Source organism: Paenibacillus sp. MT86, assembly GCF_058792535.1.
Genome location: NZ_CM179499.1, coordinates 2,340,692 through 2,359,397 on the forward strand (window position 1 = coordinate 2,340,692; position 18,706 = coordinate 2,359,397).

General features: G+C 51.3%; 20 protein-coding genes. All 20 read left to right on the forward strand.

All coding sequences use genetic code 11. The features are described 5' to 3' along the window. Window positions 1-29: 29 nt before the first annotated feature. The 20 genes from AC3RCL_RS10220 to proS all read left to right on the forward strand — a co-directional run bounded on the left by AC3RCL_RS10220 (window position 30) and on the right by proS (window position 18,599). Complete coding sequence (locus tag AC3RCL_RS10220; protein WP_452516030.1) at window positions 30-1,364, forward strand: protein-glutamate methylesterase/protein-glutamine glutaminase; 1,335 nt, start codon at window positions 30-32, stop codon at window positions 1,362-1,364. A 23-nt stretch (window positions 1,365-1,387) separates the two neighbouring features. Next, window positions 1,388-3,457: a chemotaxis protein CheA gene (locus AC3RCL_RS10225; protein ID WP_192571281.1), complete on the forward strand. Its 2,070-nt coding sequence runs from the start codon at window positions 1,388-1,390 to the stop codon at window positions 3,455-3,457. Between the two features lie 51 nt (window positions 3,458-3,508). After that, window positions 3,509-3,970 (forward strand): chemotaxis protein CheW, encoded by a 462-nt coding sequence (locus AC3RCL_RS10230; protein WP_009594767.1) that lies wholly within the window; start codon window positions 3,509-3,511, stop codon window positions 3,968-3,970. A gap of 36 nt (window positions 3,971-4,006) precedes the next feature. Beyond that, on the forward strand, window positions 4,007-4,600 hold the full coding sequence (locus AC3RCL_RS10235; protein ID WP_285857496.1) for a chemotaxis protein CheC: 594 nt from the start codon (window positions 4,007-4,009) through the stop codon (window positions 4,598-4,600). Beyond that, window positions 4,593-5,090 (forward strand): chemotaxis protein CheD, encoded by a 498-nt coding sequence (locus AC3RCL_RS10240; protein ID WP_015736313.1) that lies wholly within the window; start codon window positions 4,593-4,595, stop codon window positions 5,088-5,090. Before AC3RCL_RS10235 ends, AC3RCL_RS10240 begins: the two co-directional genes overlap by 8 nt. Window positions 5,091-5,092: 2 nt before the next feature. Next, window positions 5,093-5,497 (forward strand): hypothetical protein, encoded by a 405-nt coding sequence (locus AC3RCL_RS10245; RefSeq protein ID WP_009594747.1) that lies wholly within the window; start codon window positions 5,093-5,095, stop codon window positions 5,495-5,497. Between the two features lie 15 nt (window positions 5,498-5,512). Continuing rightward, window positions 5,513-6,301 (forward strand): FliA/WhiG family RNA polymerase sigma factor, encoded by a 789-nt coding sequence (locus tag AC3RCL_RS10250; RefSeq protein WP_492535325.1) that lies wholly within the window; start codon window positions 5,513-5,515, stop codon window positions 6,299-6,301. Window positions 6,302-6,331: 30 nt separating this feature from the next. Continuing rightward, complete coding sequence (locus AC3RCL_RS10255) at window positions 6,332-7,741, forward strand: flagellar assembly protein A (protein WP_015736312.1); 1,410 nt, start codon at window positions 6,332-6,334, stop codon at window positions 7,739-7,741. A gap of 58 nt (window positions 7,742-7,799) precedes the next feature. Beyond that, complete coding sequence (locus AC3RCL_RS10260) at window positions 7,800-8,111, forward strand: hypothetical protein (protein WP_015736311.1); 312 nt, start codon at window positions 7,800-7,802, stop codon at window positions 8,109-8,111. Between the two features lie 25 nt (window positions 8,112-8,136). After that, window positions 8,137-8,682, forward strand: a complete 546-nt coding sequence (locus tag AC3RCL_RS10265) for a DUF6115 domain-containing protein (RefSeq protein WP_036659224.1) — start codon at window positions 8,137-8,139, stop codon at window positions 8,680-8,682. Beyond that, window positions 8,679-9,293 (forward strand): hypothetical protein, encoded by a 615-nt coding sequence (locus AC3RCL_RS10270; protein ID WP_492535326.1) that lies wholly within the window; start codon window positions 8,679-8,681, stop codon window positions 9,291-9,293. Before AC3RCL_RS10265 ends, AC3RCL_RS10270 begins: the two co-directional genes overlap by 4 nt. Window positions 9,294-9,531: 238 nt before the next feature. Continuing rightward, window positions 9,532-10,230: a 30S ribosomal protein S2 gene (gene rpsB, locus AC3RCL_RS10275; RefSeq protein ID WP_009594753.1), complete on the forward strand. Its 699-nt coding sequence runs from the start codon at window positions 9,532-9,534 to the stop codon at window positions 10,228-10,230. A gap of 234 nt (window positions 10,231-10,464) precedes the next feature. Continuing rightward, entirely contained in the window at window positions 10,465-11,115 is a 651-nt protein-coding gene (tsf, locus tag AC3RCL_RS10280) for a translation elongation factor Ts (protein ID WP_009594741.1), read from the forward strand. A 297-nt stretch (window positions 11,116-11,412) separates the two neighbouring features. Further along, window positions 11,413-12,141, forward strand: coding sequence for a UMP kinase (gene pyrH / locus AC3RCL_RS10285; protein WP_006211297.1), 729 nt, complete (start codon window positions 11,413-11,415; stop codon window positions 12,139-12,141). Further along, window positions 12,141-12,695 carry a ribosome recycling factor gene (frr, locus tag AC3RCL_RS10290; RefSeq protein ID WP_009594750.1) on the forward strand — a complete coding sequence of 185 codons (555 nt, stop codon included), beginning with the start codon at window positions 12,141-12,143 and terminating at the stop codon, window positions 12,693-12,695. Before pyrH ends, frr begins: the two co-directional genes overlap by 1 nt. Before the next feature lie 73 nt (window positions 12,696-12,768). Beyond that, window positions 12,769-13,536, forward strand: a complete 768-nt coding sequence (gene uppS, locus AC3RCL_RS10295) for an undecaprenyl pyrophosphate synthase (protein ID WP_009594721.1) — start codon at window positions 12,769-12,771, stop codon at window positions 13,534-13,536. Window positions 13,537-13,556: 20 nt separating this feature from the next. Further along, on the forward strand, window positions 13,557-14,357 hold the full coding sequence (locus tag AC3RCL_RS10300) for a phosphatidate cytidylyltransferase (RefSeq protein ID WP_452516023.1): 801 nt from the start codon (window positions 13,557-13,559) through the stop codon (window positions 14,355-14,357). Between the two features lie 17 nt (window positions 14,358-14,374). Beyond that, window positions 14,375-15,514: a 1-deoxy-D-xylulose-5-phosphate reductoisomerase gene (locus tag AC3RCL_RS10305; RefSeq protein ID WP_096774503.1), complete on the forward strand. Its 1,140-nt coding sequence runs from the start codon at window positions 14,375-14,377 to the stop codon at window positions 15,512-15,514. Window positions 15,515-15,651: 137 nt separating this feature from the next. Continuing rightward, a complete protein-coding gene (gene rseP, locus AC3RCL_RS10310; RefSeq protein ID WP_374705884.1) occupies window positions 15,652-16,920 on the forward strand; it encodes an RIP metalloprotease RseP in 1,269 nt (422 codons plus the stop codon). A 221-nt stretch (window positions 16,921-17,141) separates the two neighbouring features. Continuing rightward, complete coding sequence (gene proS / locus AC3RCL_RS10315; RefSeq protein ID WP_009594764.1) at window positions 17,142-18,599, forward strand: proline--tRNA ligase; 1,458 nt, start codon at window positions 17,142-17,144, stop codon at window positions 18,597-18,599. Window positions 18,600-18,706 lie beyond the last annotated feature (107 nt).

The following is an 18,706-nucleotide window of genomic DNA, read 5'->3' on the forward strand; positions in this document are numbered from 1 at the left end:
TGGATTAATGGAAATAGGAGTGGACATCTATGAAGCCTTTTCGTGTGCTCGTCGTGGACGATTCCGCATTTATGAGGAAAATATTTTCCGATTTCATCGAGCGCGACAAGTCTTTCCAGGTTGTCGGGACAGCCGAGAACGGGCTTGACGCTGTTGAGAAAGTAAAGGAACTGAATCCTGACGTCATTACGCTTGATGTAGAAATGCCGGAAATGAACGGGCTGGATGCTTTGAAACTCATTATGGATGCGGGACCCCGTCCGGTTATCATGTTATCCGGCCTTAATGAACAAGGCATGAGGGAGACCATTCTTGCCCTCGAGGCAGGAGCGTTTGATTTTATACGAAAGCCTTCCATATCGAATGCGCTTGATATTGAGCAGGTGCGTTCCGAATTGATGAAGCAGCTGAATGCGGCGATGCAGGCTAAACAGCGGAGGGCCTTGTGGGAAGAAGAAGAGCAGAAACGGCGGAGTGCGGACATCACGCTTCCTCTTTCGCCAAAGCCTTCTGAGACGACGCCGAAAAAGAAGCCGCAGGTGAAAGAAACGAGACCGGCGGCCAAAGGAACGGATCAGCGCGGCAAGCCGGCTGAACCGCTTCGCATGCCGGTATCCCGCTCGGCCGGGGAGAAGGCGGCTCTCCCGGATGTACCGGAGCTTTCCGGTTTCAAGCGAAAACGGGTTGAACGCAAAAATGAAGCGGAGTCGGCCCCAGCCGTGCTTCCCAAGAACGAGAGCCGCCCGCCGAGAGAGGCAAAAACCCAGCCGTCAACTGACCTGAAAGATTTGGTGGCGGTCGGCTGTTCAACGGGTGGCCCAAGAGCATTAAAAGCTTTTCTCGAGAAAATTCCCGGCGACTTCCATGCCCCGATCGTCATCGTCCAGCATATGCCGCCGAATTTCACCAAATCGCTTGCCCAGCGCCTGAATTCATTCAGTCAGCTGGAGGTCATGGAAGCAGAACACGGCATGGTATTAGAGCCGGGCAAGGCATACATTGCTCCGGGCGGCAGCCACATGAGGGTTCATCGCTCGGAAGGCGGTGCATACCAAATCAGGATAAGCCAGGATGAGACTCGCAACGGCCATCGCCCGTCGGTGGATGTGCTGTTCGAATCCCTGCTGCCGTTGACCTCGGTCACGCGGCACGCCATTCTGATGACCGGCATGGGGAGCGATGGAGCAAGAATGATGAAGGAGCTTTACGATGCCGGCGTGACATCCACCTTTGCCGAGAGCGAGCAAACCTGCGTCGTATACGGGATGCCGAGATCTGCCGTCGAGCTGGGATGCGTAAGCCACGTTTTGCCGCTTCATGAAATTGCACCGAGGATGGTTCAAGCTGTAAATAACGGAAAGTGAACTTGAAGAGGAGGTGTCTCTCAATGGACATGAATCAATATTTGACAATGTTTATTGATGAGTCAAATGATCATCTGCAATCATTAAATGAAAACATGCTTCAATTAGAAAGCAACCCGGACGATATCGGGATCGTACAGATTATTTTCCGATCGGCTCATACGTTGAAAGGCATGGCGGCAACGATGGGATTTGAGGATCTGGCTTCTCTTACCCACCAGATGGAAAACGTACTGGATCTTGTCCGGAACGAAAAGCTTAAGATGCAGGATTTTATCTTTGACACGCTCTTCAAAAGCTTGGACGCTCTTGAATCGATGGTGCAGGATATTACCGAAGGCGGCGACGGGAAGGCGGACGTGTCCGCTATTGTAGCTTCCTTGCAGTCCATTGTGCGCGGAGAAGGCGCCTCGGCTAACGGGGGATCTGTCGAAGGGAATAACGCCGCTGTGGCCGTTCAGGGAATCGAATTGGATGAGTTTCAATTTTCCGTGCTGGATCAATCGATTTCAGAAGGTCATAAGGTTCTATATATCCAAGTGACATTGCGAGAGGATTGCCAACTCAAGGCGGTTCGGGCCTACATGGTATTCGAAGCGCTGGAGAGATCCGGTGAAATCGTCAAGACCTATCCGGACGTTCAAGAGATTGAACAAGGTGAATTCGATCGCGTATTTTCGTTGTATTACATAACGCAAAGAGAAACGCAAGATATTGAAAGCCAGATTCTGGGCGTTTCAGAGATTGAAGCTGCGACAGTGGTGGCGCTCGATCATGAATCCTTGCAGCAAATGGTTCAGGAGAGCGCGGCTACAGCCGAAGCGGTAAAGCCCGAAGCTCCTTCTGTAGCTCCGGCGGCCGGGGTTTCAACGGAAGCCAAAAGCGCTCCGGCGCCTGCCAAAGAATCCAAGGCACCTGCGCGTAATGCGGGTGGGGGCAATCCTTCCAGAACGATCCGGGTCGATATTGAACGGCTGGATGTATTGATGAATCTGTTCAGCGAGCTTCTGATTGACCGGGTGCGCCTGGAGCAGCTGGCCAGCGAGTCCAGGAACCAGGAGCTGACGGACACGGTTGAGCATATGAGCCGCGTAAGCAGCGATTTGCAGAATATCGTCCTGAAGCTGCGCATGGTGCCAGTGGATACGGTATTCAACCGTTTTCCTAGGATGGTGCGGGATCTTGCCAAAACATTGGACAAGAAGATCGACTTGATTATTACCGGGGCCGACACGGAGCTGGACCGCACGGTGATCGACGAGATCGGCGACCCTCTGGTCCACTTGCTGCGGAACTCGGCTGACCATGGCGTCGAACCTGTTGCCGACCGCATTGCAGCCGGTAAACCGGAGACCGGTACCGTGCACCTGCGCGCGTTCCATAGCGGCAACAATGTGTTCATCGAGATTGAAGACGACGGGCGCGGCATCTACCGCGATAAAATTTTGAAGAATGCGCTGGCCAAAGGCGTCGTCACGGAGACCGAGGCAGCGTCCATGACCGATGACGAGGTGAATCAGCTGCTGTTCGCTCCCGGATTCAGCACGGCCGAGAAAATTTCGGATGTATCCGGCCGCGGCGTAGGGCTCGACGTCGTTAAATCGAAGATTGTTGCCTTGGGCGGTAACGTCACGATCTACTCCACCCCGGGAAAAGGCACCAATTTTTCGGTTCAGCTTCCATTAACGCTGTCCATCATTGCAGCCATGCTGATCCGGATGGGATCGGAGAAATATGCGATTCCGTTGTCTTCCATCGTTGAAACGGGCATCATCAAGCGCGGGCAAATCAAACATGTGCACGGAAGCCGCATGATTCAGTTCCGGGAGTCGATGATACCGGTGATCTCGCTTAGCCGTTTGTTTGAAGTTCCGGATTTTGATGAGGAGCGGGAAGAGGAAACGGAGATTGTTGTAATCCGCAAAGGGGATCGTTTGGCTGCGCTCACCATCGATGATTTTATCGGACAGAGTGAAATCGTCATTAAAAACCTGGGCAAATATTTGCCTGCCATACAAGGGGTATCCGGCGCGACCATTCTTGGAGATGGACAAGTGGCTCTTATCATCGACGCAAATGCATTTATCAAATAATGGGTTGCTATCAAGCACGGCAGGCCACACATTCTGAAGGAGGACTTATTCATGGGAGAAGAAATCAAGGTTATCGTCTTTAGACTTGGCGAGGAAGAATACGGCATCGAGGTGGACAAGGTTCAAACCATCGAAAGAATGATGCCCATTACGCGCGTTCCCAAAACCTTTGCTTTCGTAAAAGGGGTTATCAACCTACGAGGCGTCGTCATCCCAGTGATCAATCTGCGCGGCCGATTCGGTCTGGAAGAGGTTGAAGCAACCGATCAAACACGGGTTATTATCGTAGCGGTCAATGATATGCAGGTTGGCTTTATCGTGGATTCGGCAAGTGATGTCATCGATCTGAATACGGACAGCATTGACTCTCCACCTGAGGTTGTCGGCGGAATTAAAGCGAAATACCTGCGCGGTGTCGCGAAGGTAGGAGAAGAGCGCCTTCTCGTCATGCTGAATTTGTCCGAAGTGTTGAACAAGAGTGAGATCATTCAGCTGGAAGGCCTTGAGGAGTAGACAGTGGAGCTGTTTAAGCATGGCAAAGAAATCAAAATGGATGTTTTGAAGGAAGTTGGAAACATCGGAGCGGGCAATGCGGCAACCGCCCTCTCCCGTTTGCTTAACAAGCCTATTGATATGGCGGTTCCTAAGGTTCAACTCCTGCCGTTCGAACAGATTGCCGAAAGCGTCGGGGGGAGCGAACAGCTCGTACTTGCCGTATTTTTACGGGTTGAAGGGAGCGCTCCGGGGAATCTCTTCTTTATTATGAGTCCGGAAGCGGGGAAGAACCTTCTGCTGAATCTGGCGGGCATTGAAGTATCGGAGGAGGAGCCATTCTCCGAGATGGAGCAGTCCGCCTTATGCGAGATCGGAAATATTTTGTCAGGCTCGTACTTATCGTCGCTCGCTGACTTCACCAATCTGTCCATGACACCCACGGTGCCGGCATTGGCAATGGATATGGCAGGTGCCATCCTGAGTTATGGATTGCTGCAATTCGGAGAAATGGGAGACGATGCCCTCTTAATCAACACGACGTTCCTGGAAGGGCAAAACGAGGTGGAAGGCCAATTCTTCCTCATACCTGATCCACAATCATTTGCTCAAATATTCGAAGCTTTGGGAGTGCCTTTAGAGCATGATTGAAGAACAAGCAATAGTGAAAGTAGCCATGGCGGATCTGAACGTCGCAGGTCCAAACGGTATATTGCGTACAACGGGACTCGGCTCATGCGTAGGACTGACGTTATATGATCCGGTCACGAAGATTGGCGGCATGGCGCATGTCATGCTGCCATCCTCGGCGATTGCCAGGGAGGGGCAGCTGAATCTGGCCAAATACGCCGATACGGCTCTTCCGATCCTGCTGAACAAGATGAGGAATTTGGGGGCGTCTCCGGCGCGGATGGTAGCCAAAATGGCCGGAGGGGCTCAGATGTTTGCTTTTGCGGGTTCGGGCGATACGATGCGCATCGGTCCCCGGAATGTGGAGTCATGCAAAGCGGGACTCGAGCAGATGGGAATCACGCTGATAGCCGAGGACACCGGAGGAAATTACGGGAGAACCGTTGAGTTGGACTGCGCAACGGGTAAGTTTACAATACGAAGCGTACAAAAGGGCATAAAGGAATTGTAGCGATGATGGGAAAACTCCGTTTTTATCTGATTACCGGAATTGCCGGGTTTGTGTTCACATTTATTTTCTCCATACGTAACAATTTGTGGATGACTAGCATGTATCGGGCGCTGATTGCATGCGCGATCTGGTTTCTTCTGGCGTTCCTGCTGAATTGGATGTTTGCTGCCATTACGGGGCCGCGAGCAGCCGAAAAAGGGGACGCAGGCTCGCAGCGGGAGCAGGACCGAGGAACCGTTCTTGACTTATCCACGCCTGATGAGGATCGGGAATTGATGGATTTGATCCATGCCGAATCCAGCAGCAAAGAGAATGGAGACTTTGTACCGCTGAATCCTCCTAAGCTGGTTTCAACGAAAGATCCTGAAGAACTGGCCAAGGCCGTTCGTCACCTTACGGAAAAATAAGGAGGGTGAAGGCAATTGGACGAACGTAAAACTTCCGTCCTTAACCATGCGGATTTATGGAGCGCATGGAAGGAAGATGGAGACCATGAAGCGAAGAAGAAACTTATCGAATATCATTTGCACATCGTTGACTATGTTTCAAGCCGATTGGCCATCGGTCTTCCGAAGAACGTTTCTAAGGGAGATTTGGCCAGCAATGGGGTAATGGGTCTGATTGACGCCATCGAGAAGTTCGATTACAAACGAGGGCTGCAATTCGAAACCTATGCCTCTTGGCGGGTGCGGGGTGCTATTCTGGATTCGCTGCGCCAAGGGGATTGGGTACCGCGTTCTGTCCGTGAGAAGGCGAAGAAGATTGAAACTGCATATCAGCAGTTGGAACAGAAGTATTTACGCAGCGTCAGTGATTCCGAGATGAGCGATTACCTTGACGTGACCGAGAAGGAGTTCCGGCACATGCTGCAGGAAGTGGCGGTCATGACATTGACATCTTTGGATGATCCGATCCGCGAGGAGGAGTCTGAGACCCGAATGTCGCTCCTGGTTGATGAGAAAGCGAAGAATCCGGATCACAAGGTCCATGAATTTTATCTGCGAGAAGCCCTGATGAAGGGTATCGGTAAATTAACCCCGAAAGAGCGGACCGTAGTTTCCTTATTATATTATGAGGATTTATCACTCAGCGAAATAGCTGAAGTGATGTCGCTATCACCTTCACGAATATCTCAGCTTCATTCCAAAGCGATTTTGAGACTTCGGGGCGCGCTCGATAAAGATCGGGATTTGCTGATGCAAAACGATTGACGCTTGCCATTTATGAAGGGGGTTCCTGGATTGTCTGTAGATTATGCATTGGATCAATACTTTAGCGTTTCGCTATCGGATGACAAGGTCGTCGCCTATATACAGTTCACCAAGTGGGAGAAGGATTTTTCTTGCTCCGTCGAGGCTCTTGAACAGTTTCTCAGAAGCCATCAGATTCGGTATGGCATTCAATATGATACCTTGCGGCGAATCGCGGACCATGGGGAGGAATATCAATATAGCAGAACGCCGATTGCCATGGGAACGGAACCGACGCACGGACAGAACGGTAAAATTCAATTTACCGTCGATTTCGGGAATGAGACGAATCTGAAGCCGCTGGAGGACGAGGACGGCAAAGTGGACTTCAAAGAAGTGATTCGTTTAAATAATGTAAAGAAGGGCCAGCTGTTGGCTACCCGAATCCCGCCTACGAAGGGTGTGCCTGGAACTGCGGTCACCGGCGAAGAGATACCGAGCAAGCCGGGAAAGGAAGCACATTTCAAGGTGGGGAAGAACGTGGTGGTCAACGCCGAGAAAAGCGCCATGTACGCCGCGCTTGACGGACTGCTCACCAAAACCGAAAAAGGCAAAATCAATGTGTTCCCGGTATATGAGATTAACGGGGACGTGGATTACAGCATTGGCAATATCGATTTTGTCGGTACGGTGGTCATTCGCGGGAATGTGCTGACCGGGTTCAAAATCAAGGCGGCAGGGGACATTCGAGTCACGGGCTTTGTGGAAGGTGCCGAGCTGGAGGCTGAAGGATCCATTGATATATCAGGCGGGATCATCGGCTATAACAAGGGTTACGTAAAGGCGGGCCAGGACGTCAAAAGCTCGTTCATTCAGGATGGGAACGTCGTTGCGGGCGCCAGCGTATTCGTGTCGCAGAGCATCATGCATTCCAATATACGAGCTGTCCAGAATATCGAATGCAACGGGATGAAAGGGCTCGTAGTGGGCGGCATTCTGCAAGCCGGGGAAAAGGTCGTTGCGCGCACGATCGGAAACAGCATGTCGACGGCTACCGTCATTGAAGTGGGCGTTCTTCCCGAGCTGCGGAATGAACTGGCGGATCTAAGAGCCCAATTGAAGCTTTCATTAGAGAGCATGGACAAAACCGATAAAGCGCTTTATCTCTTGAACCAGTTGGCTTCCTCCGGACAATTGTCGCCGGACAAGCTGGCGCTGCGAATCAAGCTGAATGCGACCAAAAAATCCAACATGGCAGAGCAAGCCGACATCAAGGAACGCATGCTGGAAATCGAGAAGATGCTGGAGGATACCGGCAAAGCCAGAGTGAATGTGGTTAAGACGATCTACGGCGGCGCCAAAATCGTCATCGGGCGGTACACCCGATTTGTTAAGGATCCCACGCAGCGGGTCTCTTTTTACTATCATGAAGGAGATATCACCATGGTTCCGTTGTTGTAGGAATGAAAGACATTCACAATGCTTGTGGACATGATCCCTATACCATGAGGTGATTCCATTGAGTTTAAAATCGGTTGAGATGCAAATTGCGGTCCCGAGAACCAATGAAGCGGGCAAGGTTCATAACGAATTCCAGCAGCGGCCGCAGAACGAACAGATGCTGCTAGCAGGTGAACAAACCAAGAACAGCCGGGCCGAAGCCCAGCGAAGCACGGAAGTGAGCGAGACGGCCGAAACAGCCGTGCGGGATGACGGGAGCCGCCAGTCCTCAGGCCAGCAGCAAGGGCGGGGGTCTGCAGAAGCGGGCGAGACTTTGGAACAGCCGGCGGAGCACCCCTATAAAGGCAAAAATTTCGATGTTTCGCTCTAGATAATTTATAGGCACAAAGGAGTTAATGGATTTGAAACCGTGGATATATATCGTGCTGCTAGGCATTGCGGCCGTGCTGTATGCTTTCATGCTGCCGAAACGCCGGGAAGAGACCGTGTCCAGCGAGCGGGTTGTAAAGGAAGTCGAGAACACGCTTGAAGGATACATGGCGGAAATCCAGAACGAGAACGAGCAGCTGGTCGAGCTGGTTAGTCAAATGAAGAAAGAACTTGATGCCAAACAGCAAGCGCATCAGGAGCAGGTCAGCGATTTGCGGCAGCGCATGCTGGCCATGGAGCAGAAAATGACCGAATCGCAAACGCGTCTTCGAACGGCTGAAGAGAAGCTGGCGCAGGCAGCTGCGGCGGCTTCTTTGTCTGCAGGAGCGGCTGCAGCGTCATCGGAGGCGGATCATGCCCCTCCGGTCCATTCCATCAAATCCAGATACGCGGAACTGTTTGATTTATATGAACAAGGCAAATCTATCGATATGATAGCCAAGTCCACGGGACTTCAGCGAGGCGAAGTTCAACTCATTATCCAGTTGGCCAAACAGGAGGAATCCGTGTGATCAAGAACCGAATGTTTATGATGGGCCTCGGGAGCGGTCTTGTGATCGCCGCTGTGCTGCTGCAGCTGATGTGGATCGGCCAAGGCGCAACCGCTTCGGAGACAAAGGAGTTAACGAAGGAGCAGCTGGTGGCTGCAGCGGAGGCTTTGGATATGCAGGTCGTCGAAGGTACGGACGAGCTGATGACGGCGGAGCAGTGGGAAGAGAAGAAGCTGGGCGAGGGAGAAGGCGAGTCCGAAGGTGCCCAACCGGTCGAAAAGCCTGAAGCGACGAAGCCTGAGGCGCCGGAGAAACCGGAGAGCCCGGAGAAACCAGAAACGGACGCGCAGAAGAAACAGGAAGCTTCCTCCCAGGTAACGAATCCGGCCAAACCGAAAACACCGGCTAAAGCCGAAGCTTCTATTCAAGTAAAGATTCCATCCGGAAACAATCTCAGCGATGTAGCAAACAGCCTTCTGAATGCCGGGGTCATTGACAACAAACAGGCATTCATCAAAAAAGCTACCGAGAATAAAATCAACACCAGAATCCTGAGCGGTACTTACTCGTTTACGATCGGCGAGAGCTACAATTCGATTATCACGAAGATCACGACAAAACCCTCCAACTAGCACTCCGGTTGAGAGTGGTTTTTTTCTTTAGCGTAACTCTTCAAGCCCCTGATTGGCTTGAGCTGGTCATGCACACAAAAGACATTGCAACCTGCCCATGGTTATGTTATAGTAATTGACGGTGTTAAAACACACGCCAGAGTGATTCCGTTGAGGGTGCTTCCTGGAATGGGAGTCTTAATGGAAAATGATCTTGGCGGAGGGACACACAAAAACCAAACTTAGGAGGTGCGTGAAGATGGCAGTAATTTCCATGAAACAGCTTTTGGAAGCTGGCGTTCACTTCGGTCACCAGACTCGTCGCTGGAACCCGAAAATGGATAAATTTATCTTCACTGAAAGAAACGGTATCTACATTATCGACCTGCAAAAAACGGTCAAGAAAGTTGAAGAAGCATTCAACTTCGTAAAAAGCGTAGCTGGTGAGAACGGTACGATCCTGTTCGTCGGCACGAAAAAACAAGCTCAAGATTCCGTGAAGGAAGAAGCGGAGCGTTGCGGCATGTTCTACATCAACCAACGTTGGCTCGGCGGAACTTTGACTAACTTCGAAACGATCCAAAAGCGTATTAACCGCTTGAAGCAGCTTGAAACTTGGGAAGAAGACGGCACGTTCCAAGTATTGCCTAAGAAAGAAGTCATCCTTCTCCGCAAAGAGAAAGATCGTCTTGAAAAATTCCTGGGCGGTATCAAGAACATGAAGGGCCTTCCAAGCGCATTGTTCGTTATCGATCCTCGCAAAGAGCGCATCGCTGTTGCGGAAGCTCGCAAATTGGGTATCCCAATCGTTGGTATCGTTGATACGAACTGCGATCCGGATGAAATCGACTATGTAATTCCAGGTAACGATGACGCGATCCGCGCTGTCAAATTGTTGACTGGTAAAATGGCCGATGCCGTTGTTGAAGCTCACCAAGGCGAAGAAACAACAGCTTAATCGGGATTAAACGTATAAACCATGAATTAAATGAAAAGGGTGGTTGGTAGGTGTATAACCTCTCACTGCCCTTTTTTTAAGATGTCAGGCCGGATTGCGGTAGAAACATCAGGCTTCTGGCAGGGCAAGGGAAACAAATACTTAAGCGTACGGATTTCTTGGAGGGCACGTCGAAGGACGGCTGCTTCAGATCCGACCGCCAAACTTGATCATACCAATATGGAGGGAATTCTAATGGCAGTAACAGCTAGTGCGGTAAAAGAACTTCGCGAAAGAACAGGCGCGGGCATGCTCGATTGCAAAAAAGCGCTCGACGAAACAAACGGTGATATCGAAAAAGCGATCGCGGTGCTTCGCGAGAAAGGCTTGTCCGCAGCGGCTAACAAAGCTGGACGCGTTGCAACGGAAGGCGTTGTCGAGTCTTACATTCACGGTGGCGGACGCATCGGCGTTCTCGTGGAAATCAACTGTGAAACAGACTTCGTAGGCAAAACGGATCAATTTAAAGAGTTTGCTCGCGATATCGCAATGCATATTGCTGCTGCAAACCCTAAATACGTTCGTCGTGAAGAAGTACCTAGTGACGAGCTTGAGAAAGAAAAAGAAATTTTGAAAAACCAAGCCCTGAACGAAGGCAAGCCTGAAAAAATCGTTGAAAAAATGGTTGAAGGCCGCATCAACAAATACTATGAAGAGTATTGCCTGCTTGAGCAGCCTTTCATCAAGGATCCGGACAAAACGATCAGCACGCTGCTTAACGAAAAAATCAGCACAATCGGCGAGAACATCTCCATTCGTCGTTTTGCCCGTTTCGAATTGGGCGAAGGCTTGGAGAAAAAACAAGACAACTTCGTAGAAGAAGTTATGGCCCAGGTGAATAAATAAGCCGGATAGGCTAATATAAGTTATAGAAAAGAGTGGAACACACCTGTGTTCCTTCTTTTTTAAGAGATATAAAGGCATAAGAGAGATAAGATTGTTATAAATTCGGAGTAAAGGCTACCCTTATCTCACAAGAAAGAATGGACTTAGGTCTTGATTAGACGACCAGAAGTTTCTACTTGAGACGGATGTTTTTACCCGATTTTTATAAACCGTCAAGCAGTGCCGGTGTGTCTGTCTGTCGTTTTTCAAACGGGCGTCGTATACTTAAGGCGCCGTCTTAAAGTGGAGGGTTATCATTTGGAACAGCCTGTATATAAACGAGTGATATTGAAAGTCAGTGGGGAATCCCTTTCAGGGCAGAATGGATATGGTATTGATGCTGAGACGATCTCATCGATCGCTGAGCAGGTTCGCGAGGTTGTCGAGCTTGGTGTGGAGGTCGCGATCGTATGCGGCGGCGGCAACATTTGGCGCGGCATTGCCGGCAGCGCGAACGGAATTGACCGTGCGACAGCGGACTATATGGGAATGCTCGCAACGGTGATGAACTCTTTGGCCCTTCAGGATGCTTTGGAGCAGATCGATGTGCCGACCCGGGTGCAAACCTCGATCTCCATGCAGCAAATCGCCGAGCCGTATATTCGCCGCAGAGCCATTCGGCATTTGGAAAAGGGCCGTGTCGTTATTTTTGCGGCAGGAACAGGGAACCCATACTTCTCCACCGATACTACTGCAGCGCTTCGCGCCGCGGAAATCGAAGCAGAAGTGATTCTTATGGCGAAGAACAAGGTGGACGGAGTGTACTCCGCTGATCCATTTAAGGATGAAACTGCCGAGAAGTACGAGCAGCTGACGTATCTAGACGTATTGAACAAAAACCTTGGGGTAATGGACTCTACAGCTTCATCGTTATGTATGGACAACAACATCCCGCTCATCGTCTTCGCTATTACGGAGCAAGGTAATATCAAGCGCGTCGTTCTGGGCGAGAAAATCGGAACGATCGTTAAAGGGAGTGTAGACTAATGCCGCAATCGGTGAAAAAGAATGCAGAAGAACGCATGGAAAAAGCGATCCTGTCTTTGAAACGTGACTTGGCAACTCTGCGCGCAGGGCGGGCAGCGCCGGCGCTCCTCGACCGGATCACGGTGGAATACTACGGAGCGCAAACTCCGCTGAATCAGCTGGCTAACATCAGCACGCCGGATTCCAGAACGCTCATGATTCAGCCTTGGGACAAGTCGTCCTTGGCGGATATCGAGAAAGCGATCATGAAATCGGATATCGGATTGACACCGGCGAACGATGGTAATCAAATTCGTCTCGTCGTACCTGCATTGACGGAAGAACGCAGAACCGAACTGGTGAAAATGACGAAGAAATTCGGCGAGGAAGCGAAAGTGGCCATCCGCAACATTCGCCGTGATGCCAACGACGACATCAAAAAATTGGAGAAAACGGATATTTCCGAGGACGAGTCCCGGAGACATCAGGAAGATATCCAAAAAGCGACGGATAAATTTATCGCAGAAGTCGACAAAGTCCTCGTTGCTAAAGAAAAAGAGATTATGGAAGTATAAGAGACTTGTGGCCCCTCCTGTCAATGGTGGGGTTTGTCTCTTTTTTTGCAGAAAGATGCCTGGAGGAAATGGAATGATCAAACGGGTTCGATCGTGGTTGAATCAGGAGGACAGTCAGCAGACGCATCAGCTCTCTCCGGACAACATCCCGCATCATGTTGCCATCATCATGGATGGCAATGGGCGTTGGGCGAAACGGCGCGGCATGCCGCGGATCGTTGGCCATCAGAATGGCATGAAGGCTGTCAAAAGAGCCGCCATAGCCGCCGATGAGTTGGGAATCAAAATATTGACGATGTATGCTTTCTCTACGGAAAACTGGACGCGTCCGAAGGATGAGGTCGATTTTCTTATGAAGCTTCCGCAGGAGTTTCTGGCTATTGAGCTGGAAGAGCTGATCGAGAAAAATGTCCAGGTCCGCATGATGGGGCATCCGGAAGACCTTCCGTCCCATACCGTGTCTGCGATGGAAGAAGCTGTTGCGAAAACTGCCGGCAATGACGGGCTTGTGCTTAACTTTGCGCTCAATTACGGCAGCCGGAAAGAGATCACCGAAAGTGTCAAGGCGCTCGGACGGGAAGTGCGAGACGGAATTCTCCGTCCTGAGGACATTACAGAGGAACTGATTGGCCAGCGGCTCCTCACAGGCGAATTGCCGGATCCGGATTTACTGATCCGCACAAGCGGCGAGCTGCGGCTGAGCAATTTTATGTTGTGGCAGCTCGCGTACAGCGAGTTATGGTTTACGGATGCCTATTGGCCGGAGTTCACCAAAGACCATTTGGTGGAGGCCGTAGCCGATTATCAACAAAGAACTAGGCGCTACGGTGGACTGTCGTAGCCGATGGAGGATGGAACGTTTTGAAACAGCGATTGATTACCGGAATTATAGCGGGAGCGGTCTTTTTAGGATTATGTTTCATAGGCGGTCTGTGGTACCATCTTCTAATTCTGGCGATGGCGCTAGTCGGTTACTATGAGTTTGTGCGCATGACCCATACGGCACCGTTCGGGGGAACGGCATGGATCGGGTATGCGGGAGTGCTGCTGCTTGTATTTCCATGGGGTCCGCTTGATCTGAAACTTCCGATCCCATGGGAACATGTGCTTTGGCTCCTGCTGCTCTTATTTTTGCTGGCGACGGTGACCACGAAAAATACGATAGATATCAAGCGGATCTCTTTATTGTTTTTGGCATCGGTCTATATCGGCATCGGATTTTCCTTCATAGCCGAATCTCGGCATGCTCCGGACGGGCATGGCGTATTTTGGACTTTTTTGCTGCTGGCCTCGATCTGGGCAAGTGATGCGGGCGCGTATTTTGTCGGCCGCGCCATGGGGCGCCATAAATTATGGCCTTCCATAAGCCCGAACAAAACGGTGGAGGGTGCGCTCGGCGGTGTGATCATCGCCGTGTTCACGTCGCTGCTCTTTTCATTCTACTCAGATGGAATCCTGACGGCTGGACATGCGGTTCTGATTGGGCTTTCCTGCGCCGTTATCGGCCAGCTCGGCGACTTGGTGCAATCCGCCTATAAACGGGTGTATGACATCAAGGATTCGGGCAGGCTGCTGCCGGGACATGGAGGAATACTGGATCGATGCGACAGTTGGATCGTCGTATTTCCGTTTGTACATATATTGAGTCTCCTGCCTTACTGATGAAAGGAAAGATGAGCATGAAGAAGATCAGCGTACTCGGCTCCACGGGCTCCATTGGCACCCAAACCTTGGATGTGGTGAGGAAGCACCGGGAACAATTTCAGATTGAAGGCTTGGCTGCGGGGAGCAATAAGGAATTGCTGCTTCAGCAGGTTCAGGAGTTTTCTCCGCGAAAAGTGTCCGTTGCGACGAAAGAGCTTGCTGACAGTTTAAGGCATGATCTTCCTGCCGGAACCGAAGTGTTTCATGGCCATGAAGGCCTGATCGAGATTGCGGCAGCGACAGACGCGGAGCTGGTCGTTACTGCGGTCGTTGGAAGTTTGGGCCTTTCTTCTACGCTTGCGGCCATTAACGAGGGGAAGACGATCGGGCTTGCCAACAAGGAAACATTGGTTACCGCAGGTCACCTGGTTACCGCTCAAGCCGCTGCAAAAGGGGTAAAGCTCTTGCCGATCGACAGCGAGCATTCCGCCATATTCCAATGCTTGAACGGAGAACGGCATGAAGATATCGAACGGATTACGCTGACCGCTTCCGGCGGGTCGTTCCGGGATTACACCCGCGATCAGCTGGTCAACGTTACGGTGGAGGATGCGCTTAAGCATCCAAACTGGTCCATGGGCGCCAAAATCACGATCGATTCCGCGACCATGGTCAATAAAGGGCTTGAGGTCATTGAAGCGCATTGGTTGTACGGCATACCGTACGACAATATTTCCGTGCTTCTCCACCCGGAAAGCATCATCCATTCTTTTGTGGAGTTCCGCGATTCCAGCATTATCGCGCAGCTCGGCAACCCGGACATGCGGGTCCCGATTCAATATGCGCTGACTTATCCCGAGCGGTGGTCTTCGCCTGCACCAAGGCTCTCCTTGGCAGAAGCAGGAAAGCTGCACTTCCGGGAAATGGACCTTGAGCGTTTTCCTTGTTTAAGGCTCGCTTATGAATGTGGTAAAATGGGTGGTACAGCGCCAACGGTATTCAATGCGGCCAATGAAATCGCGGTCGCCCGCTTTCTCCGCGGCGAAATCTCTTTTCTGCGAATCGAAGAGATTATCGAGGAAGTGCTGCATAGTCACCATAACGTGCCGGAACCGGCGCTGGAGACGATTGAAGAGAATGATCGGATTGCACGTGAAATAGCTTCCCGACTATAAGTTTTGAAGTGTTTTTGAAATCTCCCTTGAAAAAAAGCGGACAGCTTGTGATTCTCTTGTGGACGACAGGAGAATAATGATAATCTATAGGGACATACTGCGTTCTCAGAGGAAAAGGGGGATGTAAAGAATTGGAAATGGTTCGGGTCGTTTTTTTAACGGTGCTCATGTTTTTTGTGATCGTTACCGTGCACGAATGGGGTCACTATTATTTTGCCCGGCGTGCCGGAATCTTGGTACGCGAGTTCGCGATTGGATTTGGTCCTAAGCTGTTCTCATATAAACGCCATGAAACGCAGTTCACGCTTCGTCTTCTCCCGTTCGGCGGATATGCCCGCATGGCCGGAGAAGATCCGGAACTTGTCGAGATTCAGCCCGGTCAGACGATTGCGGTTCGAGTGAATGCAGAGAATCAAGTGAAAAAGATTTATCTGGATCAACTCGACAACCGTAAAAATGTCATTCGCGGCGAAGTCCAGTTTATCGACATGGTGGACCGTTTGTCGGTGAGGCTTGATGTGGATGGTGAATTTCAGCAGTACGAGATCCATCCGCAAGCATTAACGGTAGCTAAAGGTGTCGAGACGCAGATCGCACCGAGAGACCGCCAGTTCGGCAGCAAGACCGTCGGCCAAAGAGCGCTTGCGATATTTGCCGGCCCTGTCATGAACTTTATTTTGGCCTTCGTGCTGTTTGCCCTTCACATTCAGATGGCCGGTATACCGGTCGAGAATCCAACCTACGTACAGATAGGCGAGATTACGAAAGGCATGCCAGCAGACGAAGCCAATCTGAAAGAGGGCGACATCATCGAGAGCATCAACGGAACGGCGATTGGGGCCGATTATCAGAAGATGATCGAATTGATTGCGGCCTCCAAGGACAAGCCGATGGAATGGACCGTACGTCGAGGAGAGGAATCTTTCGATTTGACGTTGACGCCTCGGACCATGGAGGGCCAGGAAGGCGGCAAGGTCGGGATCGTTCCTGAGCTTCCTACCCGATCCGCAGGGCTTGGAGAGACGATTACCGGCTCCGGGACGGCGATGGTTGACACCACCAATATTATTTTCCAGGGCTTCAGACAGTTGATTCAGAAGTTTTCCATGGATGATTTAGGCGGTCCTGTGCGGACCTTTGAGGTCACGGGTCAAATCGCCAAACAGGGTATCGAACAGCTGACCTATTGGGCGGCCATTCTAAGCTTGTACCTGGGCATATTCAACCTGCTGCCGATTCCGGCGCTGGATGGAAGCCGGCTCGTATTCTTGGGGATCGAGGCATTACGTGGCAAGCCGGTTGACCCGAACAGGGAAGGCATGGTTCACTTTATCGGGTTTGCGATGCTGTTCCTGTTAATGATTGCCGTCACCTATAACGATATTTTGCGTTTGATCAACGGATAGACCTTAAGGTACGGCTCGGTGCGCCAGCCGCGACGAAAGCCGTACCTTTTTCTATTGTTAGCAGAGTTTCACGCATAACGATATCCAGCATGGAGTTCTATAACACAGGGCGGGTTTTATAGCCGCGGCCCGTTCACACATATCGCCAATAACGTCCAGTCAAGCCGCCTGAATGAACGGCTTAGACCACGCGTTTTATTAATGGGAGGAACACGATTTATATGTCTAAGGAATCGAAGGATAAACAATTCGTGACGGAGATCACGCCGCAAGGAGAAGATTTCTCGCGCTGGTACATCGATGTCATCAAAAAAGCGGACTTGATGGATTATTCCCCAGTCCGGGGCTGCATCGTCTTTAAACCGGACGGTTATGAAATTTGGGAGCATATCCAGGCGGAGCTGGATCGGCGCTTTAAGGCAACGGGCCATCGGAACGCTTATTTCCCGTTGTTCATTCCGGAGAGCTTTTTCCAGAAAGAGAAGGAGCATGTGGAAGGTTTCAATCCAGAGCTGCCTTGGGTGACCGAAGCGGCGGGCGAGAAGCTTGAAGAGCGTCTGGCTATTCGTCCGACTTCCGAAACGATGTTCGGGCACATGTATTCCAAGTGGATTCAATCCTATCGTGATCTTCCTGTGCTGATCAATCAGTGGGCCAACGTGGTGCGCTGGGAGAAACGCACGCTGCCGTTCCTCCGCACCAGCGAGTTTTTATGGCAAGAGGGGCATACCGCTCATGAAACGGAAGCGGAAGCAAGAGGGGAAACCATGCAAATGCTCGATATCTATCAGCAATTCGTAGAGGACTATCTCGCGATTCCGGTGATCAAGGGGCAGAAGACGCCTTCGGAGAAATTCGCGGGTGCCGTGGACACGTTCTCCATCGAAGCGATGATGAAAGACGGTCGGGCTGTACAAGCAGGCACATCACACTACATGGGTACCAATTTCTCGCAAGCTTTCGATATTCAATATTTGAACCGTGAAAATACGCTGGAATACGCGCATACGACTTCCTGGGGAGTCAGCACGCGTCTTATCGGCTCCTTGATCATGGTCCATGGGGACGACCGGGGCTTGGTGCTTCCTCCAAAAGTTGCGCCGACTCAAGTAATCATGATTCCGATCGGGCCTCCGAAGACGAGAGACGCCGTCGTGGGCCGTACGGACGAGCTGTTCCGTGAACTGAAATCCGCCGGGATCCGCGTACGGGTGGACGACAATCCGGATGTGCGTCCAGGCTGGAAATTCAATGAGTACGAAATGCGCGGCGTTCCGGTTCGTCTGGAGATCGGGCCTCGTGATATGGAGAATGGCGTCTGCGTGCTCGTTTCCCGCATTACGGGCGAGAAGAAGGTTGTGGAGCAGGCCAACCTGATCCAGGAAGTGCAGAGCATGCTGGAGCAGGTGCATCAGGAAATGTTCGATCGTGCGAAGCAGTTCCGCGAGGATCATTTCTATTCCGTGGAGACGCTGGATGAAATGAAGGACAGCATGGAGGACAAGCGCGGGTTTACTTTGGCAGGATGGTGCGGTTCGGAAGCTTGCGAAGACACCGTGAAGCAAGAAACCGGCGCGACGAGCAGAAACATTCCGTTTGAACCGGCCGAGAACAAAACGAAGTGTCTCGTATGCGGCGAGGATGCGAAGCATACGGTGCTGTTCGCGAGAGCGTACTAGGAATTCGATATTATGAGTTTCCGACTTGCATGACGAAGGGCAATTTTTCGTCCGCGTCGGGGATTCATCATCTGGAGTAAGCTTCCGGATGGCAGTATGACGGACGC